The organism is Comamonas thiooxydans, assembly GCF_000964545.1.
Lineage (GTDB): Bacteria > Pseudomonadota > Gammaproteobacteria > Burkholderiales > Burkholderiaceae_C > Comamonas > Comamonas thiooxydans.
Genome location: NZ_BBVD01000001.1, coordinates 252,841 through 274,497, shown reverse-complemented (window position 1 = coordinate 274,497; position 21,657 = coordinate 252,841). Strand labels below are relative to the sequence as shown.

Annotated in this window: 20 protein-coding genes; 14 read left to right on the top strand and 6 right to left on the bottom strand. The window is 62.5% G+C overall.

The genetic code is table 11. The features are described 5' to 3' along the window. Positions 1–2: 2 nt before the first annotated feature. On the top strand, positions 3–1,559 hold the full coding sequence (locus Cth01_RS01260; RefSeq protein ID WP_034353311.1) for a methyl-accepting chemotaxis protein: 1,557 nt from the start codon (positions 3–5) through the stop codon (positions 1,557–1,559). Between the two features lie 74 nt (positions 1,560–1,633). Further along, positions 1,634–3,994, top strand: a complete 2,361-nt coding sequence (locus Cth01_RS01255) for a hypothetical protein (RefSeq protein ID WP_045838340.1) — start codon at positions 1,634–1,636, stop codon at positions 3,992–3,994. Between the two features lie 96 nt (positions 3,995–4,090). On the opposite strand, the gene queF is transcribed toward Cth01_RS01255, so the two are convergent. The 4 genes from queF to Cth01_RS01235 all read right to left on the bottom strand — a co-directional run bounded on the left by queF (position 4,091) and on the right by Cth01_RS01235 (position 9,812). Further along, entirely contained in the window at positions 4,091–4,936 is an 846-nt protein-coding gene (queF, locus tag Cth01_RS01250; RefSeq protein WP_034389354.1) for an NADPH-dependent 7-cyano-7-deazaguanine reductase QueF, read from the bottom strand. A 74-nt stretch (positions 4,937–5,010) separates the two neighbouring features. After that, on the bottom strand, positions 5,011–5,910 hold the full coding sequence (locus Cth01_RS01245; RefSeq protein WP_034378668.1) for a 2OG-Fe(II) oxygenase: 900 nt from the start codon (positions 5,908–5,910) through the stop codon (positions 5,011–5,013). 45 nt (positions 5,911–5,955) lie between these two features. Then, positions 5,956–6,756, bottom strand: a complete 801-nt coding sequence (gene yaaA, locus Cth01_RS01240; protein ID WP_045838339.1) for a peroxide stress protein YaaA — start codon at positions 6,754–6,756, stop codon at positions 5,956–5,958. 107 nt (positions 6,757–6,863) lie between these two features. Continuing rightward, positions 6,864–9,812: an Rne/Rng family ribonuclease gene (locus tag Cth01_RS01235; RefSeq protein WP_045838338.1), complete on the bottom strand. Its 2,949-nt coding sequence runs from the start codon at positions 9,810–9,812 to the stop codon at positions 6,864–6,866. 585 nt (positions 9,813–10,397) lie between these two features. Here Cth01_RS01235 and Cth01_RS01230 point away from each other — a divergent pair. From Cth01_RS01230 to Cth01_RS01215, 4 genes are read left to right on the top strand one after another with little or no spacing between them, the layout of a single operon-like run. Further along, positions 10,398–11,402, top strand: coding sequence for an RluA family pseudouridine synthase (locus tag Cth01_RS01230; protein WP_169749758.1), 1,005 nt, complete (start codon positions 10,398–10,400; stop codon positions 11,400–11,402). A gap of 9 nt (positions 11,403–11,411) precedes the next feature. Next, entirely contained in the window at positions 11,412–12,095 is a 684-nt protein-coding gene (locus Cth01_RS01225; protein WP_034408589.1) for an HAD family hydrolase, read from the top strand. Positions 12,096–12,103: 8 nt separating this feature from the next. Then, a complete protein-coding gene (locus tag Cth01_RS01220; RefSeq protein WP_034353459.1) occupies positions 12,104–12,469 on the top strand; it encodes a Rieske (2Fe-2S) protein in 366 nt (121 codons plus the stop codon). Between the two features lies 1 nt (position 12,470). Next, positions 12,471–13,517 (top strand): S49 family peptidase, encoded by a 1,047-nt coding sequence (locus Cth01_RS01215; protein WP_045838336.1) that lies wholly within the window; start codon positions 12,471–12,473, stop codon positions 13,515–13,517. A 98-nt stretch (positions 13,518–13,615) separates the two neighbouring features. On the opposite strand, the gene Cth01_RS01210 is transcribed toward Cth01_RS01215, so the two are convergent. Then, positions 13,616–14,404, bottom strand: a complete 789-nt coding sequence (locus tag Cth01_RS01210) for an SAM-dependent methyltransferase (RefSeq protein WP_045838335.1) — start codon at positions 14,402–14,404, stop codon at positions 13,616–13,618. Then, the gene (locus Cth01_RS01205) at positions 14,401–15,009 is read right to left on the bottom strand and encodes a Maf family nucleotide pyrophosphatase (RefSeq protein ID WP_034353342.1); all 609 of its coding nucleotides are present in this window, start codon (positions 15,007–15,009) and stop codon (positions 14,401–14,403) included. The genes Cth01_RS01210 and Cth01_RS01205 overlap by 4 nt, the downstream gene beginning before the upstream one ends. A gap of 25 nt (positions 15,010–15,034) precedes the next feature. Between Cth01_RS01205 and Cth01_RS01200 the strand changes: the two genes are divergently transcribed. From Cth01_RS01200 to fabF, 8 genes are all read left to right on the top strand, one after another. Beyond that, entirely contained in the window at positions 15,035–15,589 is a 555-nt protein-coding gene (locus Cth01_RS01200) for a YceD family protein (RefSeq protein ID WP_003064170.1), read from the top strand. Positions 15,590–15,830: 241 nt separating this feature from the next. Further along, positions 15,831–16,013 (top strand): 50S ribosomal protein L32, encoded by a 183-nt coding sequence (rpmF, locus tag Cth01_RS01195; RefSeq protein WP_003058062.1) that lies wholly within the window; start codon positions 15,831–15,833, stop codon positions 16,011–16,013. A 197-nt stretch (positions 16,014–16,210) separates the two neighbouring features. Beyond that, on the top strand, positions 16,211–17,251 hold the full coding sequence (gene plsX, locus Cth01_RS01190; RefSeq protein WP_034353347.1) for a phosphate acyltransferase PlsX: 1,041 nt from the start codon (positions 16,211–16,213) through the stop codon (positions 17,249–17,251). Positions 17,252–17,259: 8 nt separating this feature from the next. Further along, positions 17,260–18,240 carry a beta-ketoacyl-ACP synthase III gene (locus Cth01_RS01185; RefSeq protein ID WP_034389360.1) on the top strand — a complete coding sequence of 327 codons (981 nt, stop codon included), beginning with the start codon at positions 17,260–17,262 and terminating at the stop codon, positions 18,238–18,240. A gap of 51 nt (positions 18,241–18,291) precedes the next feature. Continuing rightward, positions 18,292–19,236 (top strand): ACP S-malonyltransferase, encoded by a 945-nt coding sequence (gene fabD / locus Cth01_RS01180; RefSeq protein ID WP_034353350.1) that lies wholly within the window; start codon positions 18,292–18,294, stop codon positions 19,234–19,236. Next, a complete protein-coding gene (fabG, locus tag Cth01_RS01175; RefSeq protein WP_003058052.1) occupies positions 19,233–19,976 on the top strand; it encodes a 3-oxoacyl-ACP reductase FabG in 744 nt (247 codons plus the stop codon). Before fabD ends, fabG begins: the two co-directional genes overlap by 4 nt. 159 nt (positions 19,977–20,135) lie before the next feature. After that, positions 20,136–20,375 carry an acyl carrier protein gene (gene acpP / locus Cth01_RS01170; RefSeq protein ID WP_003058049.1) on the top strand — a complete coding sequence of 80 codons (240 nt, stop codon included), beginning with the start codon at positions 20,136–20,138 and terminating at the stop codon, positions 20,373–20,375. 36 nt (positions 20,376–20,411) lie between these two features. Then, entirely contained in the window at positions 20,412–21,656 is a 1,245-nt protein-coding gene (gene fabF / locus Cth01_RS01165) for a beta-ketoacyl-ACP synthase II (RefSeq protein WP_034353357.1), read from the top strand. The last annotated feature ends 1 nt before the right edge of the window (position 21,657 follow it).

Here is a 21,657-nt window from a genome sequence, read left to right as displayed (position 1 = left end):
GCATGCGCCTGAACCTGCCGGTATCTCAACAAAACTACGACTTTCCAGGTGACGAGCTGCTGGTCTCCAGCACCAACACCAAGGGCGAGATCACGCATTGCAACCCGGCCTTCGTGCGCGTCAGCGGCTATGCCTACGAAGAGCTGATCGGCCAGCCGCACAATCTGATTCGCCACCCCGACATGCCGGCCGCTGCCTTCAAGGATATGTGGCGCACCATTGCCCATGGCTATCCCTGGACGGCACTGGTCAAGAACCGCCGCAAGAATGGCGACCACTACTGGGTGCGCGCCAATGTCACGCCCATCATGGAGGGCGGCAAGCCAAGCGGCTATCTGTCGGTGCGTACCAAGCCTTCGGCCGCCGAAGTGGCCGAAGCCGAAGCGCTGTACGCGCGCATGCGCAACGAGGAAAAGCAGGCCCAGGCCAGCTTCCGCCTGCGCGCGGGCGCGGTGCGCCGTCTGGGGCTGATGGGCTGGTGGGATGGTCGCAAGGATGTGGGCCTGGTGGCGCGCATGGCCTGGTTGCTGGCCATCATGGCCTTGATCGCCATGCTGCCCGATATGCTTGGTTGGCAGGGTGCAACTGCCTGGGGCTGGCGTGCTGCAAGCCTGGTGGCAGGCGGCGCATTCGTGCTGTGGCGCTTTCAACGGCGCTGCGTGGCGGGACTGGAGGAAGCCAGCCGCTTTGCAGCCGATGTGGCCGCCTGCAATCTGAGTACCGAATGCAGCCAGAGCTACAGCGGTGCCGTGGGGGCGCTGATGCTGAGGCTGCAGCAGATTCAGATCAATCTGCGCGCCGTGGTGGGCGATGTGCGTACCGAGGTGCAGGGCTTTGCCCAGACTGCCCATGAAATCGCCCAGAGCAGTTTCGATCTGGCAGGGCGTACCGAGTCGCAGGCCACCAGCCTGCAGCAGACGGCGGCCTCGATGGAGGAAATTTCGGGCACCGTGTCGCAGACGGCCGACACGGCACAGTTCATGGCCGGTGCCAGCGACGAGAGCAGCAAGGTGGCCAGCCGCAGCGGCGCGGCCATCAGCGAAGTGGGACTGGCCATGGAGCATATCCGCGGCTCCTCCACCCGCATGAGCGAGATCATTGGCGTGATCGAGAGCATTGCCTTCCAGACCAATCTGCTGGCGCTGAACGCGGCCGTGGAAGCGGCGCGGGCCGGCGAGCAGGGTCGCGGCTTTGCCGTGGTGGCAGGCGAGGTGCGAGCACTGGCCCAGCGCAGCGCCGAAGCGGCCAAGGAGATCAGCGTGCTCATCAACCGCACGGTCGATGGCATCAATGACGGAAATGCGCGCATGCGTGCCGCGGGCCAGACCATAGACGGCATGGTGCAGGCCGTGGACAAGGTCGGCTCCCTGGTGCACCAGATCAGCATTGCCACGCGTGAGCAGTCGATAGGCATCTCCCAGGTCAATGAGGCCGTGGCCCAACTCGACTCAGTGACCCAGCAGAATGCGGCGCTGGTGGAGCAGTCGACCAGCGCAGCGCAATCGCTGCGCCTGAGTGCCAGGACACTGGAGCGTTCGGTGGACGTGTTCCATCTCTAGGCTTTTGTGGTCTTGCTCTGAAAAGGCAGCCGTGGAGCTGCCTTTTTCACATCGGCTTTCGGTAGGATTGCGCCATGAGTGTTGTGCTGACCCTGATCGCCATTGCGGCGCTGGCCCTGTGTTTGCTGATCTGGCTGATATCGCGTTTGCGCGCTGACGCCAGACCCGCGTCGTCTGCAACTGCCGGGCAGGAGGCCGAGCCGTCCGTGGCCCAGGCCGGAGCGGCGTCGGATGTTGCGGCGCGGACACTCTCCGATCAAGAGCTTGCGGCGCAGGCGGATGTGGTGTCAGAGGCCAGCAGGGATGTGAATTTTCGCCCCCAGGGCGAGCGCGGCATGGGCGGTCCCATCTATGGCGATGTGCTGTGTGCGGACGGCGTCTATCTGCCCCATGTCTGGGAGATGGACATGCACACCTCCTATGACGGGCGCTGGCTGCGCACGGGCTTTTATGACAGCGAGGCCGCCCATCTGGTCGACCGCAAATCACGTCGCAGCTGGATGATCAGCAAGCCGGAAGGCGAGCTGCTGGATGCCATCCACTGGCGCATGCCGCGCTGGAGTGGCGAGAGCATCAACGAAAGCGGCATTGCCGACGATGCGCATGTGATCATGTCCGATGCCAGCTTCGAGGCCTGGCTGGGCGAGCATATGGCTGCGCAGCCGCAGCCCCTGCTGCAGGTGGTGGATCTCTGGGTGCCGGCAGACTGCCTGCCGGCCGAAGTCGCCCGGCCCATGCCGACTCTGCCTCAACCGGCTCAGCCCACCCCGGTGCCGCCGGTGGCGCTGCAGCGCCACTGGCCGGCTTCGCTGCGCAAGCTGCGCTATCCCATGGCTCCGCTGCAGAATCCGCACTGGCAGCTGATGCTGGGTGAGGCCGCCCAGCCCTGGGTGCTGGACGAGAGCCACAGCATGGTCTGGCGTGCCGATGCCCAGGCCTTTGCGCTCTATGCCTACCCTACCCAGGGCGATGCCAGCCAGGCCAGCCTGCGGCTGGCTGTCTGGACCATGGAGCGAGGCTGGCAGCAATGGCCGGAGTTGATGCCCGAGGATCGCAAGCCCTGGGCCCTGGGCCTGCCGGATCTTGAGCCGCCGAGTGAGCCGCAAGCGCCAGCGGTTTTACCGCTGAGCTGGCTCAATGAGCTGCTGCTGCAGAAAGTGCAGCTAGATACGCCCGAGACCGAGCGCCTGCACGATGGCACCAGCATCAGCTGCGCCATGAGCGAGGTGGATATCTGCGCTGCCCATCAGCGCGATGGCCTGCCCATCCTCAAACCCTCGCTTCCCTTGTGCTTCGACTGGCTGCGTGATCCGGCGCAGCCCGCGCTGTGGCGCGCGCAGAGCGAGCCGCTCAAGGGGCAGCGCCTGATCTGGACTCTGTCCAAGCCCGCCCGGGAGGAGCTGGGCGAAACGGCGGCCTACAACCTGCAATGGGGCGAACGCCATCTGCCCGGTACCTGGGCACTGGAACATGTGATCGTGCAGGGACGCTGGGCGATTCTCATGCCGCATGGCCGTGCACCGATTCGCGGTGGCAGCGGCAGCCTGCAGATCTGGGACGGGGAGCGCCTGCAAAGCGTGGACCTGCCCTGGCCCGTGGTGCGGCTGGCCGCTGTGCCGTCGGTCAAGGGCGGCATGGCTGCTCGCCTGCGCGTGCTGGCGCTGACGGCCAGTCTGGCGGACAAGGACTGGGACCCCTCGACCGCATCCTGGCGCTGGCCTTTGCAGTCCGTATCGGCCAGCCACCTGGCAAGACCCGACTGGCGCCCGCTCTACTCAGAGCGCGAACTGGCACCCGATGCGCAAGGGCGCTGGCAGTTGCTGCCGCGCTGGCGCGAGGTGAGACAGATTCAACACCCCTGTTCCGACGGCGACTATGTCTGGCGTGACGATGTGCGCGGCGACACCGTCTGGTGGTGGGGCGGCGTGAACGAGCGCGTCAACCACTATTGGCAGCATGATGAACCTCGCAAGGACGGCGTGATCATGACGCGCAGCGGTCTGGCGTTCTGCGGTGTCGGGCCCTGCGCCTGCCCCCATCCTTCAGGCGAAGGCTGGGCCTTGCTGGAGCCCGTGGAGACACGCTATGGCGAACTGGGTCAATGGCAGCTGCACTGGCTCAACCCCGTGGAAAAGGAAGTGCGCACGCTGATGCTCAAGGCGCGCATGCCGGTGCTGCAGGGCTGGGATGCCCAGGGCCTGCATTGGCAGGATTTGCCCTTGCCTGACGAAGTGGCACTGCAGGGCGAGGCCAGCGCGGTTCACAAGCCCCAGTCGGAGCCCGCAGCGGCGCGTCAGCTCGTGGTGGCGCAGACCTGGCAGCGTGCTGCCGTCGAGCCCCTGCGCCAGGGCATGAACGGGCTGTGGCTGCGCATTCAGGATCTGCGTTATGCCGAGGCTTTGCTGGGGCAGGATGACTGCCCATGGAAGAGTTGATTCCCTTGAGCCACTCTGCGGCTTCCCTCTGGGGGGACGGCAGCTTTGCTGCGGGGCGGCCCTTGCTTGCTGCCCCTGATTGAGACGGTGCCGGTGTTACTGGCGTGCCGTACGCACGTTGGCGGGCAGGGCACCCGGGTGGCTGGTGCGGAAGGGGTTGATGTCCAGGCCGCCGCGGCGTGTGTAGCGGGCGTAGACGGCCAGCTTGATAGGTTTGCAGCGGGTCCAGATGTCCATGAAGATGCGCTCCACGCACTGCTCGTGGAATTCGTTGTGGTTGCGAAAGCTCACCAAGTACTGCAGCAGACCTTCCTGCTCGATTTGCGCACCGCTGTATTGAATCTGCACGCTGCCCCAGTCGGGCTGGCCGGTGACCAGGCAGTTGCTCTTGAGCAGATTGCTGACCAGGGTTTCGTTGACGGGGGCTTCGTCGTGGTTTGCGCGCAGCAACTCGGGAGCCGGCGTGTACCGGGTGCACTCCACATCGAGGCGGTCCAGCAGCAGGCCGTCCAGCTCATGCACTTGCTGGGCATCGAACTGCTCTGCTTGCAACAGCCGCACGCCCACGCTGCCCTGGGTTTCGCTGCCGCGCCAGGTCGCTTCGGACAGATCGGTGCGAAGGCGCGCCAGCACCTCGCTGGCGTCGGCAAAACGGGTGTTGTTGAAGCTGTTCAGATACAGCTTGAAGGACTTGCTCTCGATCAGGTTGGGCGTTTCGCAGGGGATGGTGAAATGCGCCAGCGCCACCTGGGGCTTGCCGCGCAGATTGAGCCAGGAAACTTCGAATGAAGTCCACAGATCGGCACCAAAGAACGGTGGGTTGATGGCGGCGCCGATTTCCTCGCGCTTGGTCAGGCGTGGCAGGGGAAAGAGCAGGGACGCATCGTACTGGTCCACATAGGCCGAGCTTTTGCCCAGCTGCGATTGTTCAGGGGTGTGCATGATTCAAAAACAAAATGGCCAGCAGTAAAAAAGATAGCTGCTGGCGCTTTGTGAGTATGGGATAGAGCCTGTTTTTACTTGAACTCTCGTTCGCGCAGCCACTTGGTGGCAATCCATTTTTCGCCCTCCAGCACGGGAGCGCCACCGTGCAGGGTCTTGGTGGCCGGGTCGGGCCGGTTATAGCTGAAGAATACGGCATTGCCACGGCGCGGCACGACCTGCAGCCCTACATCGGGAAAGGTGGTTGAGCCGCCGCGCGCGGGCTCGTTGAGATACATGACCAGGGTTCCCACCCGCTGGCCGCCACGCTTGAGTATGGTCGGCGTGCCGGGCTCGTTGGGGGCGAAGTAATCGTAATGCGGCTTGTATTCGGCGCCAGGCCGGTAGTGCAGCACTTGCATGCCCTCGCCGTTTTCCAGCGGCCAGTTCAGCAGGCGTGCGATGCGCTGCTCGACGAGGCTGATGAGCTCGTTCTCGCCGCGCTGGAAGAACATGCCATTGCTGGTACGGTCGTCATTGACAGCCTCGCCGCCGCTCTGGTTGTCCACGGTCAGCGAGCGCCGCATGCGCGGGCGGGCAGCTGCGATGAGGGCATCGCACTCCTCGTCGGAGAGCAGATTGCCGAACACCACCACGCGCGGGTGGCGCACGCTCATCAGCACATGGACATCGCGATCGCCGGCATGGACGCAGCAGGGATCGGTCAGCAGATCGGGCTCGGGGACGCCCGACTCATGGACCTGCACTGCCACTTCAGCTTCGGTCCTGGCTGCTGTGAAAGGCAGGGGCAGTTCACCCTCTTCGGGCAGGGCCAGCGCGCGGCGCGCCAGATGCTCGGCCCAGCCAGCCTTGCGCATGGACTGCAGCAGCGATGGCAGCGGCACGCCGGAGGCGCTTTGCGCGCGCACCCATTGCATCAGCTCGGGTGTCAGGCCGGGAGGTGTGACGAACTCGTCTTGGGTGGAGGTGCTCATGTCGACAATGCTAGTGTGCACTGATGCCGATTTCAATGCGCAGCGTCAGTCTTGCAGCTTGCGGCGGAACACCAGCTTGCCGGGCGTGCTGGCCTGCTCGGCCAGCGCATAGCCTTCCAGGTCGAACTTGCGCAGGTCGGCCACCTTCCTGGCCTTGTGCTGTACGGCCCAGCGCACCATCAGTCCGCGTGCGCGCTTGGCATGGAAGCTGATGATCTTGTACTTGCCGCCTTTGAAGTCCTCGAAAACGCATTCGACCACGGGGGCCTTGAGCGCCTTGAGATCCACGGCCTTGAAGTATTCCTGAGACGCCAGGTTGACGACAATGCGCTCGGCCTGGGCGTCACCGTGCTCGGCTTGCGCAGCACTGCATTCGTTCAGGTAGTCGGCAATCTGGGTTCCCCAGAACTGATAGAGGTTGCTGCCCTTGGCGTTTTCCAGCCGGGTGCCCATCTCCAGGCGGTAGGGCTGCAGCAGATCCAGCGGGCGCAGCACGCCGTAGAGGCCGCTAAGGATCACGACATGCTCCTGGGCCCAGTCCAGCTCCCTGGGCTTGAGGCTGGCGGCATGCAGGCCTTCATAGACATCGCCATTGAAGGCCAGCACGGCCTGGCGCGAGTTCCTGGTGGTGAACTTGGAACTGAATGCTTCGTAGCGGCCTACATTGAGTACGGCCAGCTTGTCGCTGATACTCATGAGCTCGGAAATCTGCTGGGGCGATTTCTCGCGCAGCACTTCGATCAGTTCCAGGGGCTGCTTTTTGAAAACCGGCAGCGTGTGCGGCAACTCGGCGGAAACAGGGCTTTCATAGTCCAGCGATTTGGCCGGAGAGATCAGAAACAACATGGCTTGACGTTCACTCAATCAAAGAAAGGGCGCATGAAAAAGGGCCAAGGCCCCATCCACCGAAGTGGACAGTCCCCTTGGCCCTGTGATGCCGGAAGGCAGTCTGCTTAGGCGTTGACGCCTGCAGCCTGTTCTTCCTTCTCGAACGGCAGCTGCATCAGGCTCAGATCCTTGCGGGTCTCGACCAGAATCAGCGGGCCTTCGTCGAGCACCACCACGGGCGGGCGCTCGCGAGGAATGCGCACGGGCTTGGGCTCGGCGGCAATCGCAGCCTGGACGGCGGCGATCTTTTCGGCATCGGAGTTGATCCATTCCAGACCCGATGCGGCTGCCAGGGCTTGCAGCTCGGCAATCGGCAGCGCATAGCTCTGAGCTTTGGGCGTTGCGACTGCCGGGGCAGGCGCCTCGGTTTCAGCCACAGGCTCCACGGCGGCAGCCGCAGGTTCTGCTTGCACGGGCTGAGAGAGTTCTGCCACAGTGGCGACAGCTGCCACCACGGCTTCTGCAACCACGGGTGCCTGCACTTCTGCAGCAACAGGCACCTGTTCTGCCTGAGCCTGAGGTGCAACAGCATCAAAGTAGCTGCGGCGTGCCGGCTGCTCGCCAGCGTCTGCGGCAGGCACTTCGACCGGGGCCTGGGCTTCGGAAGCCTGCTCTGCAGTCTGGCCTTCTGCCTGGGCATCGCGCGGTGCACGGTCGCGGCGGTCACGGCCATAGCGGTCACGCGAACGGCGCTGACGGGGCTCGCGAGCCTCGCCGCCTTGTGCGCCATCCTGCACCTGAGCGTCAGAGCCTTCAGCTTGGGCGGTGTTCAGCACTGTTTCGTCGGTCACGGCCTGCATGGCGGGCTGGGCATCGGCGTTGCGATTCTGGCGCTCGCGGCGGCCTTCACCGCGCTCATTGCGTTCCGCACGCTCACCGCGTTCCTGGCGGTTGCGCTCGGGCTTGGGAGCTGCGTTGAACTCTTCGCCGTTCAGAGCGGCTTCCGCCACCTGGGGCTGGCGCTCGTCGCGACGCTCGTTGCGTTCGCCACCGCGGCGGTTGCCGCGCTCGGGACGGTCCTGACGCTGTTGCTGTTCGGGACGCTCGTTGCGTTGCTGCTCGTCACGACCCTGGGCATTGCGGCGGTTGTTGCGGTCTCCGCGTTCGCTGCCGTTGCGCTCCGCGCTGTTGCGGTCGCTGCGCTCATTGCGGTCACCGCCACGGCGGTTGCGGTCACCACCACGGCCTTCGCCTCGGCGGCCTTCGCGGCTGCCTTCACGAGCGGCAGGGGCGGGAGCCTCGGCCACGGGAGCGGGCGCTGCCACGGGAGCCGGTGCGCCAAAGCCGAACAGATTCTTGAGCCAGGCAAAGAAGCCTTGCTCGCGCACCACGGGGCGGGCCGCAGCGGGAGCGGGCGTCGCAGCGGCAGCGCGAGGCTGGCGCGGTGGGCGAGGCTCGGCAATCGGTGCGGGAGCATCGGGCAGCACTCCCTTGATGACGGGAGTCTGCTTGTTGGTGGGCTCCTGCGAGCGGCGTGTGACCGTGGTCACCTCTTCGGGCTCGTCGGCCAGCTTGTAGCTGGCTTCCATGGATTCCAGGCGCGAGTCGTCGTGCTTGAGGCGCTCGAGCTTGTAGTGCGGCGTGTCCATGGACTTGTTGGGCACCATGATCACGTTGACGCGCTGCTTGAGCTCGATCTTGGTGATTTCGCTGCGCTTTTCGTTGAGCAGGAAGGAGGCCACTTCCACGGGCACCTGGCAGTGCACGGCGGCCGTGTTGTCCTTCATGGACTCTTCCTGGATGATGCGCAGAATCTGCAGCGCCGAGCTTTCCGTGTCGCGGATGTGGCCGGAGCCGCCGCAGCGTGGGCAGTTGATGTGGGCGCCCTCGGACAAGGCGGGCTTGAGGCGCTGGCGGCTCATTTCCATCAGGCCGAACTTGCTGATGGTGCCGAACTGCACGCGGGCGCGGTCCTGGCGCAGGGCATCGCGCAGGCGGTTTTCCACTTCGCGGCGGTTCTTGGCCTCTTCCATGTCGATGAAGTCGATCACGATCAGGCCGCCCAGGTCGCGCAGGCGCATCTGGCGCGCCACTTCGTCGGCTGCCTCGAGGTTGGTGCGGGTCGCGGTTTCCTCGATATCGCCGCCCTTGATGGCGCGGGCCGAGTTCACGTCCACGGAGACCAGGGCTTCGGTGTGGTCGATCACGATGGCGCCGCCCGAGGGCAGGGTCACGGTGCGCGAGTAGGCGGACTCGATCTGGTGCTCGATCTGGAAGCGCGAGAACAGGGGGGCGTCGTCGCGGTAGCGCTTGACGCGGGCAGCGTGCTCGGGCATCACATGTGCCATGAACTGCTGGGCCTGTTCATAGATGTCATCGGTGTCGATCAGGATGTCGCCGATGTCATTGTTGAAATAGTCGCGGATGGCGCGGATCACCAGGCTGGATTCCTGATAGATCAGGAAGGCGCCCTTGGAGGCCTTGGCGGCGCCGTCGATGGCGCTCCACAGCTTGAGCAGGTAGTTCAGGTCCCACTGCAGCTCGGGGGCCGAACGGCCGATGCCGGCAGTGCGTGCAATGATAGACATGCCCTTGGGGTACTCGAGCTGGTCCATGGCCTCCTTGAGCTCGGCGCGGTCCTCGCCCTCGATGCGGCGCGAAACGCCACCGCCACGGGGGTTGTTGGGCATCAGCACGACATAGCGGCCGGCCAGCGAGATGAAGGTGGTCAGGGCTGCACCCTTGTTGCCGCGCTCTTCCTTCTCGACCTGGACGATCAGCTCCTGACCTTCGCGGATCACGTCGTTGATGCGGGCCTGGCTGGGCGAGACGCCTTCGGCAAAGTATTGCTTGGAGATTTCCTTGAAGGGCAGAAAGCCGTGGCGGTCTTCGCCGTAGTCCACAAAGCAGGCTTCTAGAGATGGCTCGACGCGGGTCACGACGGCCTTGTAGATATTGCCCTTGCGTTGTTCGCGACCTTCGATCTCGATCTCGTAGTCCAGCAGCTTCTGGCCGTCCACAATGGCCAGGCGGCGTTCTTCGGACTGCGTCGCGTTAATCAGCATCCGTTTCATGATGCGTTTCCTTTATTCGTTTTATGAGGCACGTTGGTCATAGACCAACGCACCTTTGACTGGTAATCAAAGACAGGCTCAACAGGAGCCGTGATGCCAGACGAACGAGTTGAAACGGATGAGGAATCTGGGGCGGTACAGGACGGCGCTACTGGCCTGATCTCAAGTCAGTAGCGGAGGTACAGGCCGGGGGACGAGCGGGAGAGGACGCGCATGCAGACGGGGTACAAAAGAAGCCGACGCGCGTGCTAGGGAGGTGGGTGGTTTCTTCGAGACATGACTCGTCCCGGGGGCCGGCCGTGCCTTGCCCCAGAGGTTGATCAGCAATGTCCAAAAGATCCACATGCTCGTTGAGAGAACCGACAGTTGCAGGCTGCTTTTGCCTGGACAACTGCACGGTATGAGATTCCGTATCAGTGTTTCAATTCGTCAGCCTTTGCCAGGCTCTCACAGGCTGCTGCAGCTCATCTTGACTGCAATTTGCGTGTGCAAAACTGGCGGGCATCGACCTGCCTGTGCGGTGGGAAATGATTGTTTGGACTAAACTCCATGCGAATCAATCACTTACAACTAAGCTCGGCACAGGTGAAACACATTATAGAGGGCAAACCGGCACAGGACCGGTCCCAGAATACGGCCGCGGCCTCGGTACGGCTGATCGAGGTCGATGAAGACTCCGCCGGACAGCGACTCGACAACTTTCTCATGCGCCACCTCAAGGGGGTGCCCAAGACCCATGTCTACCGCATCATCCGCAGTGGTGAGGTGCGCATCAACAAGGGGCGCGTGAGCGCCGAGACCCGGGTTCAGCCCGGCGACGTGGTGCGCCTTCCCCCGGTCCGGATTTCCGACAAAGTGGCTGAAAAAGCGGAGCGCCCGGCACCGGCTAAGGACTTTCCCGCCCTGTTGGATGACGAACACATGATTGCATTGTCCAAGCCTGCCGGCGTGGCCGTGCATGGAGGCTCGGGCGTGAGCTTTGGCGTCATCGAGCAACTGCGCCAGGCGCGTCCCGATGCCAAGTTTCTTGAGCTGGTGCACCGGCTGGATCGCGAAACCTCGGGCATTTTGCTGGTGGCCAAAAAGCGTTCGGCACTCCTCAATCTGCAGGACCAGTTTCGCGAGCGCGAGACCGGCAAGACCTATCTGGCATTGGTGCAAGGTGCCTGGCCGGCCAACAAGAAGGTCATCGATCTGCCGCTGCACAAGTATCTGCAGGCCGATGGCGAGCGCCGTGTGCGCGTGACCACGGCCGATGACCCGGATGGAATGCGTTCCATCACCCTGGTCAAGGTCAGAAAGCTGATCGAGCCGCGTCCCCTGCAGGGGCTGCCTGCGATGAGTCTGCTGGAGGTGACCATCAAGACAGGTCGCACCCACCAGATCCGCGTGCATCTGTCCTCGCAGGGGCATCCCATCGTGGGCGATGACAAATATGGTGATTTTGATCTCAACCGTCGTGTGCAAAAGCAGGGTCTCAAGCGCATGTTTCTGCACGCCTGGCGGCTACAGTTCAATCATCCCGCCAGCGGCGAGCGTGTCGAACTGCGTGCCGAGCTGCCGCCTGAGCTGGCGGACTTTGTGAACTGACTAGGCTTCATGACTACTGAAAACCATAGCGCCCGGCGACCACGCCGCTTCGATCTGATTGCATTCGACTGGGATGGCACGGTGGCGGACTCCACGGCCATCATCAGTCGCAGCATCCAGGAGGCTGTGCGTGATGTGGGCGGCACCGTGCCCAGCGACGAGCAGGCTGCCTATGTGATCGGCATGGCGTTGATGCCGGCCCTGGCCCGCGCGGCACCCGATGTGCCGCCCGAAAAATATCCTGAGCTGGCCAATCGCTATCGCTTTCACTTCTTCAAGCATCAGGATGATATCTGCGTGTTTGACGGCATACTGCCGCTGCTTGCCGAGCTGCGCGAGCGCGGCCACTGGCTGAGCGTGGCCACGGGCAAGAGCCGCATGGGGCTCAACCATGCGCTGCAGGACCCGCAGCTCAAGGGATTGTTCGACGGTTCGCGCACGGCCGACGAGACCGCTGGCAAGCCCAGTCCGCTGATGTTGCACGAGCTGATGGCCGAATTCGGCGTGGAGCCCGAGCGAACGCTGATGATTGGCGACACCACGCACGATTTGCAGATGGCACAGAATGCCGGCTGTGCCTGTGTGGGGGTTTCCTATGGCGCCCATGCTCCCGACGGCTTCGCCCAGTTCAATCCGCTGTTCGTGGCCGATTCCGCGATGCAGCTGCGGGCCTGGCTGCTGGCCAACGCGTGAAGCCAGATATGACAGATGCCGTGGAGCTGTGCGCCAGTGCGGATCTGGTCGACGGCGGCCGGGCGGTGAGCTTTGATGTGTTGTATGCCGGTCAGAGCAGCCGCGCGTTTGCCATCCGCTACCAGGGGCAGGTTCATGCCTATCTGAATCGCTGCAGCCATATCCCCATGGAAATGGACTACCAGGAAGGTCAGTTTTTTGACGATTCCGGTCGCTGGCTGTTGTGTTCTACCCACGGAGCTGCCTACGAACCTGACAGCGGCGCCTGTGCAGGCGGTCCTTGCCGCGGTGGGTTGGTAAAAATCGCCTTGAGCGAAAGCGGCGGCTTGGTGCGCTGGCATACTGGGCCACACCTGAAACCTCTGAAGTTTTGAGATGAGTACTCCTGACAACCATGATTCCCAGTCGCATGTGACGCCGGGCGCGGACCTCTGGTCCAAGGCGTCTGCTGCGTCCGCTGAGGCGCCCGCCGCTGCGGCCAAGGCCTCCGGGAACGGGGGCTGGGAGCGCGATGTGCTGGAAAAGCTGGTGTTCGCCTCCATCAAGGAGCAGCGGGCGGCAAGGCGCTGGCGCTTTTTCAGCCGTCTGCTGTGGTCCGTGGTGGTGCTGCTGGTGCTGTGGGCGGTGTTCTTCAAGGATACGGCCACCAAGACCAGCACCTCGCCCCATACCGCGGTGGTGGAGATCAAGGGCGAGATTGCCTCGGGAGCGGACGCCAGTGCCGAGTTCGTGGTGGCGGCCATGCGCAGCGCCTTTGAAGATTCGGGCTCGCGCGCCGTGGTGCTGCTGATCAACTCGCCCGGAGGCAGCCCCGTGCAGGCAGGCATCATCAACGACGAGATGACGCGTCTCAAGGCCAAGTACAACAAGCCTCTGTATGCAGTGGTCGAGGAGTCCTGCGCCTCGGCGGCCTACTACATCGCGGCGGCGGCCGACGAAATCTTCGTCGACAAGGCCAGCATCGTGGGCAGCATCGGCGTGCTCATGGACGGCTTCGGCTTCACCGGTGTGATGGACAAGGTGGGCGTGGAGCGCCGCCTGCTGACGGCTGGCGAGAACAAGGGCTTTCTCGATCCGTTCAGCCCCATGTCGGCGCAGCAAAAGGAATTTGCGCTGCAGATGCTGGAGCAGATTCACCAGCAGTTCATCGGCGTGGTCAAGGTCGGCCGTGGCGACCGTCTGCATGAAACCCCCGAGATGTTCAGCGGACTGTTCTGGACCGGCCAGCAAGCCGTGGAGCTGGGTCTTGCCGACAAGCTGGGCAGCCTCGACTATGTGGCGCGTGAGGTGGTCAAGGCCGAGGAAGTTATCGACTACACCCGCCGTGATAATGTGGCCGAGCGCCTGGCCAAGCGCTTTGGCGCCGCCATCGGCGAGGGATCGGTCAAGGCCATGCGCGGCTTGGTGCCAAGCATTCGCTGATCAAGCATCAGAAGGCTGCTGGACCTTTCTGGATAGGCGCTGGTCGCTATCAAAAAAAGCCTGCGGTATTGGCCGCAGGCTTTTTTGTTTCTTGGCGCTCAACGGCCTATGGCAAACACCACGGGCGTACGGTTGTCGGGAGGCGCGTTGCGCTGGCGCCATTCGCGCACCAGATGGCTTTCAATGCGTGCTGTCTCCAGCGTCAATCCGCTGGCCAGGGCCAGCCTGGTATTCGGTTGCAAGGTTTGCAGCAATGCCTGCCAGAGGGAAGCATTGCGGTAAGGGGTCTCGATGAACTGCTGGGTCTGGCCGTGACGCAGGGCCAGGCTCTCCAGCTCCTTAATGCGGGCCGTGCGCTCGGGGCCATCCTGAGGTACATAGCCGACAAAGGCGAAATTCTGGCCGTTGAGGCCGCTGGCTGCCAGGCCCAGAAGCAGCGACACCGGTCCCGTCAGCGGCACGACGCGAATGCCCAGGTCATGGGCGGCACGCACGATGGAGCTGCCGGGGTCTGCCACGGCGGGCATGCCCGCCTCGCTGATCAAACCCATGTCCTGTCCAGCCAGGGCCGCTGCCAGCAGGGGCTTGGGGTCGAAGACGGCCGCGCCCTTGTTGCCATGGTCGCCTTTTTTATGCGCTTCACGTGGCAACTCGACAATGTTCTGGGCCTGCAACGGAGCAGCCAGCGGGAACAATGCATCAATGCGCTTGAGATAGGCGCGTGCGGTTTTGGCGTTTTCGCTGATCCAGTGGGTCAGGGAGGCGGCGCGGCGCAGCGTGCCCTCGGGCAGCACCTCGGTCAAAGCGGTCTGGCTTTCGCAGCCGAAATCGAGTGGAGCGGGTACCAGATAAAGGGTGCCCGCTTTGCTTTTCGATGTTTCGCTCATGGCAGAACCACTCCTGCGGCACGCAGCAACTGGCAGGTGCGGATCAGCGGCAGGCCTATCAGTGCCGTGGGGTCGTCGCTGACGATGGCATCCAGCAGGGCGATGCCCAGGCCTTCGCTCTTGGCCGAGCCTGCGCAGTCATAGGGCTGCTCGGCGCGCAGATAGCGCTCGATCTCAAGGTCGTTCAGTTCGCGAAAGCGCACTTGCACCGTGACCACGCTGGATTCCGTGAAGCCGGTTTCGGCACAGCTCACGCAGACGCCGGTGTGGAAATTCATCTGGCGGCCGCTCATCTGGCGCAGCTGTTCGGTGGCGCGCTCGTGGGTGCCGGGCTTGGACAGGGGCTGGCCATCGAGCTCGGGCACCTGGTCGGAGCCGATCACAATGGCGCCGGGGTGCAACTGGGCCACGGCCTGTGCCTTGGCTATGGCCAGACGCAGACTCAGATCGTGGGGCGTTTCGTCGCTGAGCGGGGTTTCATCCACTTCGGGAGACACCGTCTCGAACGGCAGTTGCAGGCGGCTGAGCAGCTCACGGCGGTAGCGCGAGGTGGAGCCAAGAATCAATGGACGCTCAAGTCGTCCGGCAATCAATAAGTCGGGCATTGCGGGATTCTCTTACACTGGCTGCATGAGCAAGGATTTTTCTGCGACCCGGCTGGACGTGCGTGCTTTCGCGCAGGCTGAAGGTCATTTGCATGGTCAGGCACCATTGTCGGACTTCAAGCGTCTGGCGGCCGATGCGCTGGCGATTACCGGCGAGCAGCCTCTGGTGCGCTGGGAAGCCGAAGGCGAGCTGGTGGAGCAAAAAGGCGGTAGCGGCCATGTGTGGCTGCATCTGAGTGCCGAGGTGGCTTTGCCGCTGACCTGTCAGCGCTGCCTGACTGAGGCCGATATTCCCCTTTACGTGGATCGGTCATTTCGCTTCGTTCCGGACGAAGCGACGGCAGAACTGGAAGATGACGACAGCGATGAGGATGTGCTGGCATTGAGCAGCGAGTTCAATCTGCTGGAGTTGATCGAGGACGAGTTGCTGATGGAAGTGCCTGTAGTGCCTCGCCATGAGGTCTGCCCGGTCCCCGTCAAGCTGGAGGTCAGCGATGACGCCTTCGAGCAGGCCAATGAGCAAAAGGAAAACCCTTTTGCCGTGCTGCAATCTCTCAATGTAGGCAAGTCTGCCGACTGATCCATCCCATAGCACGGTGGGGATTTGATTTTGCCTGGGCCGCGAAAAGCGTTTGCGCTATAATCGTGAGCTTCGCGCGAAACCCCCTCGTGTCTTTAATGGGCTGATCGCGTTTTTTTAGGACTTGCACGGACAAGGGCGCACTCTCACTCTCGGTGGGTGCGTCGAAAGGCAGAGTTTTTTGCCCGGTCTTGCTGTGTAAGTCGTGTTACCAACCCTTTCAAGATACACAGGAGCCATCATGGCTGTTCAGCAAAACAAGAAGTCTCCCTCCAAGCGCGGCATGCACCGTTCGCACAACGCACTGAATGTGCCTGGCATCGCTGTCGAAGCCACTACCGGCGAGACACACCTGCGCCACCACATCAGCCCCAACGGCGTGTACCGTGGCCGTCAAGTGCTGAAGAACAAGTCCGAAGCCTAAGCGACGACTGCATTCGCAAAGCCTGTTGCTACATTTTTTGTAGCAACAGGCTTTTGTTTTTATGGGAGATATTTGCAAAGCCTGTCATGACGGGCATGGCTGCAAAATCTCAATGCTGGTTTTGCAAATAGCTTCTGTTGTGGTCCTCGGATCCTTCAATTCATCATCCCAAGCCTAATTGGATTTGTCAGTCGCCCATGATTAATTTGGCTGTTGACTGCATGGGGGGCGATCATGGCCCCCGCGTCACGCTGGCCGCGTGCCGTCAGTTTCTGAATTCACACCCCGATGCGCATCTGCTGCTGGTCGGCAAGGCCGAGGAGTTGGCCGGCTTCAAGCATGAGCGCGTGACCATTGTTCCCGCCACGGAGGTGGTGAGCATGGATGATCCCGTGGAAATAGCTCTGCGCAAGAAAAAGGACTCGTCCATGCGCGTGGCCGTGCAGCAGGTCAAGAATGGTGCGGCTCAGGCGGCTGTGTCCGCCGGCAATACCGGGGCGCTGATGGCGATCTCGCGCTATCTGCTCAAGACTCTGGATGGCATCGATCGTCCCGCGATTGCCTTCGGCTTGCCCAATGCCAAGGGTAGTGACACCACAATGCTGGACCTGGGGGCCAATGTGGACTGCACGGCAGAGCATCTGCTGCAGTTTGCGGTCATGGGCTCGGCCCTGGTGTCAGCACTCAAGAACACCGAGGCGCCCAGCGTCGGTCTGCTCAATATCGGCGAAGAGCTGATCAAGGGCAGTGAAGTCATCAAGCGCGCCGGCGAGTTGCTGCGCGCTGCAGGCGATGCGGGCAATCTCAACTTCTACGGAAATGTGGAAGGCAACGACACCTTCAAGGGTGTGGTGGACATTGTCGTGTGCGATGGTTTCGTTGGTAACGTTGCACTCAAGACCACCGAGGGGGTTGCCTCGATGATTTCGGGGATTCTCAAGGAAGAGTTCAAGCGCAACATCTTCACCAAGATGGCTGCCATCATTGCTTATCCGGTGCTATCTGCGCTGATGAAGCGTGTTGATCACCGTCGTTACAACGGCGCTGCGTTGCTGGGTCTGCGAGGGCTGGTCTTCAAAAGCCATGGCTCGGCTGATGCAATGGCATTCGAGCATGCTTTGAACCGCGCGTATGATGCGGCACGCAACAACCTGCTTGACCGTGTCCGCAGCCGTATTGCTGCTGCCGCACCTTTGCTGCTGGCAGCGCAGACGGAATCTGGAACTTCGGCGCCCTGATAGAAGACATGAGACGCTACGCACGCATCATTGGCACCGGCAGTTACCTGCCGCCCCGCCGCCTGACCAATAACGACCTCGCAGCCGAGTTGGCTCAGCGCGGCCTGGAAACCTCGGACGAGTGGATCGTCGAACGCACGGGCATTCGTGCCCGCCACTTCGCCGAGCCCGATGTGACCAGCAGCGACCTGGCTCTTGAGGCCAGCCGCAAGGCCATCGAGGCCGCAGGCATCGAGGCTTCGGACATCGACCTGATCATTGTCGCCACGTCCACTCCGGACATGGTGTTTCCCTCGACGGCCGCCATCCTGCAGCACAAGCTGGGCATCAGCAATGGCTGCCCGGCCTTCGATGTGCAGGCCGTGTGCAGCGGTTTCGTCTATGCCCTGACGGTGGCCGATTCCATGATCCAGACCGGCGCTGCCAAGCGCGTGCTGGTGGTGGGCTCCGAAGTCTTCAGCCGTATCCTGGATTTCAACGACCGCACGACCTGCGTGCTGTTCGGTGATGGCGCAGGCGCCGTGGTGCTGGAGGCTTCCGACGAGCCTGGCATTCTGGCTACCGAGCTGCATGCCGATGGCAGCCATGTGGGCATTCTCTGCGTGCCGGGCAATGTCTCCGGCGGCAATGTGCTGGGCGACCCCTTGCTCAAGATGGACGGTCAGGCTGTCTTCAAGCTGGCGGTGAGCGTGCTGGACAAGGCGGCTCGCTCCGCGCTGGATAAAGCGGGTCTGACGGATGCCGACATCGATTGGCTGATCCCGCACCAGGCCAATATCCGCATCATGCAAAGCACGGCGCGCAAGCTCAAGCTGTCCATGGATAAGGTGGTGGTGACCGTCGATCAGCATGGCAACACCTCGGCGGCTTCGATTCCTCTGGCACTCGATCACGGCGTGCGCAGCGGGCAGGTCAAAAAAGGCCAGACCGTGCTGCTCGAAGGGGTAGGCGGTGGCTTCACCTGGGGTGCGGTGCTCCTTAAGATGTAGCTGTAGACGCAATATAAATAAGCGTTTCAGGCAATTTTTATACTAAGAAATATGAAGAAATTCGCATTTGTATTTCCTGGCCAGGGTTCGCAGTCCGTGGGCATGCTGGATGGCTGGGGGGATCATCCCGTCGTGGCTCAAACCGTGGCCGAAGCCTCCGAGGCTCTGGGCGAGGATGTGGGTCTGCTGATCAAGCAAGGCCCCAAGGAAGCTCTGGCGCTGACCACCAATACCCAGCCCGTGATGCTGGTTGCCGGTGTTGCGGCCTGGCGTGTCTGGCAGGCAGAAGGCGGTGCACTGCCAGATGCCGTGGCCGGTCACTCCCTGGGTGAATACTCGGCGCTGGTCGCTTCCGGCGTGCTGACGCTGGCTCAGGCAGCTCCGCTGGTGCGTCTGCGTGCCGCAGCCATGCAGGATGCCGTGCCCGTTGGCACGGGTGGCATGGCGGCCGTGCTGGCCCTGGATGCCGAAAAGGTCAAGGCGGTTTGCGCCGAAGTGACGGCCCAGCTGGGCGGTGCCGAAGTGGTGGAAGCCGTGAACTTCAACGATCCCGGTCAGACCGTGATCGCCGGCAGCAAGCTGGCCGTGGAGAAGGCCTGTGAAGCGGTCAAGGCGGCCGGTGCCAAGCGCGCCCTGCCTCTGCCGGTCTCCGCACCTTTCCACTCCAGCCTGATGAAGCCTGCTGCAGAAAAGCTCAAGGCCGCGCTGGCCGAGCTGACGCTGGCTACTCCTCTGATTCCCGTCATCAACAATATCGACGTCACCGTCCAGACGGACGCTGATGCGATTCGCGATGCCCTGTATCGTCAGGCCTTTGGTCCGGTGCGCTGGGTGGAGTGCGTGCAGGCCATCAAGGCTCGCGGCGTGACCCATATCGTGGAATGTGGACCCGGCAAGGTACTGGCCGGCATGGTCAAGCGTATTGACGCCGACCTGACGGGTGTTCCCCTGTTTGATACAGCCACCCTGGCTGACGTGAAAGAATTGCTCGCATGACTGATAACCAGACCAAGCCCCAGGTTGCCCTGGTCACCGGTGCCACCCGTGGCATTGGTGCCGCCATCGCGCAGGAGCTGGCCTCCAAGGGCTATCAAGTGATTGGCACGGCCACATCGGATGCTGGTGCTGAAAAGATCAGCCAGGCTCTGTCCGCCTTCGGTGGCCGTGGTGTCACGCTGAACGTGACCGACGGCGCTGCCGTGGATGCCCTGATCGACTCCATCGTCAAGAATGACGGCGGCCTCCATGTGCTGGTCAACAACGCAGGTATTACCCGCGATACCCTGGCGATGCGCATGAAGGATGACGATTGGGATGCCGTCACCGACACCAATCTGAAGGCTGTTTTCCGAGTCAGCCGTGCGGCTATTCGTCCCATGATGAAGCAGCGTTTCGGCCGCATCATCAGCATCACCAGCGTGGTCGGTGCCTCGGGCAATGCCGGTCAGGCCAACTACGCTGCAGCCAAGGCTGGCGTGGCTGGCATGACCCGTGCTCTGGCCAAGGAGTTGGGCAGCCGCGGCATCACCGTGAACTGCGTGGCCCCAGGCTTCATCGCCACGGACATGACGGCAGATCTGCCAGAGGCGCAAAAGGCTGCGCTCAAGGCACAGATCGCCATGGGTGATCTGGGTCAGCCCAGCGACATCGCGCATGCCGTGGCCTATCTGGCTTCTGCCGGGGCTGGCTATGTGACGGGACAAGAATTGCACGTCAACGGCGGCATGTACATGTAAGAAATTTCGGCAGTTTGCGCGGTGTTTGCCGCACTTGCTGCCAGAAGCTGAACACTTTTGCAAGTTCAGTGGCCGTTTCCTCGCGACGGCCAGCCGCCAAGGGGCTTCTCCCGAAACGGCTAGAATCGCGGGTTCATTCACAACCCCCTGAGGGAAACCATGAGCGATATCGAAGCACGTGTCAAAAAAATCATTGCCGAACAACTCGGCGTTGAAGAGTCCCAAGTGACCAACGAAAAGGCCTTCGTGGCTGACCTGGGCGCTGACTCCCTGGACACAGTGGAACTGGTGATGGCCCTGGAAGATGAATTCGGCATCGAGATCCCTGACGAAGACGCAGAGAAGATCACGACGGTGCAAAACGCCATCGACTACGCCAATACCCACCAAAAGGCCTAAGGTCTTTTTTCAGCGATCAGTTAAAGGTTTGAACGCATGAGCCGTCGTCGCGTTGTCGTGACCGGTCTGGGCTGCATCTCCCCCGTGGGTAACACGGTGGGCGAAGCCTGGGCCAATCTTTTGGCCGGCCAGTCCGGTATTGACCTCATCACCAAGTTCGATGCGTCGAACTTCTCCTGCAAGATTGCAGGTGAGGTCAAGGGATTTGAGGTGGAGAAGTACATGAGCGCCAAGGATGCGCGCTCCATGGATAGCTTCATTCATTACGGCATTGCGGCTGCGGAGCAAGCCATTCGAGACGCAGGCCTGCCCACAGGCGAAGCCCTGTCCGAAGACCTGGCCACGCGCATTGCTTGCGTGATCGGCTCGGGCATCGGCGGCCTGCCGCTGATCGAGAACACCCACGCAGAACTGGCTGCCCGCGGTCCGCGCCGCATCACGCCGTTCTTCGTGCCTGCTTCCATCATCAATATGGTGGCGGGGCATGTGTCCATGCGCTTCGGCTTCAAGGGGCCGAATCTGTCGATAGTGACAGCCTGCACCACAGGCCTGCACTGCATCGGCGAAGCAGGACGCATGATCGAATACGGCGATGCAGACATCGTCGTGGCCGGTGGCACGGAAGCCACTGTTTCACCTCTGGGTGTCGGCGGCTTTGCTGCCATGCGTGCGCTGTCCACGCGCAACGACGACCCCAAGGCTGCCTCGCGCCCCTGGGACAAGGACCGTGACGGCTTTGTCCTCGGCGAAGGTGCCGGTGTGCTGGTGCTCGAAGAGTACGAACACGCCAAGGCCCGTGGCGCCAAGATTTACGCGGAGCTGGCAGGCTTTGGCATGAGTGCCGATGCCGGTCACATGACGGCTCCCAACATGGACGGCCCGCGCCGCGCCATGCTCAATGCTCTGCGCAACGCCGGTGTGAACCAGGATCAGGTCAACTACCTGAATGCGCACGGCACCTCGACCCCGCTGGGCGATATCAATGAGTCCAACGCCATCAAGGCGGCCATGGGCGAGCATGCCAGCAAGCTGGTGGTCAGCTCGACCAAGTCCATGACCGGCCACCTGCTGGGCGGTGCTGGCGGCATCGAGAGCGTGTTCACCGTGCTGGCACTGCACGACCAGAAGATTCCTCCGACCATCAATCTGGTGAATCAGGATCCCGAGTGCGATCTGGACTATTGCGCCAACACGGCGCGTGACGCCAAGCTGGAAGTTGCAGTGAAGAACAACTTCGGTTTCGGTGGCACCAACGGCACCCTGGTCTTCAAGCGCGTCTAAG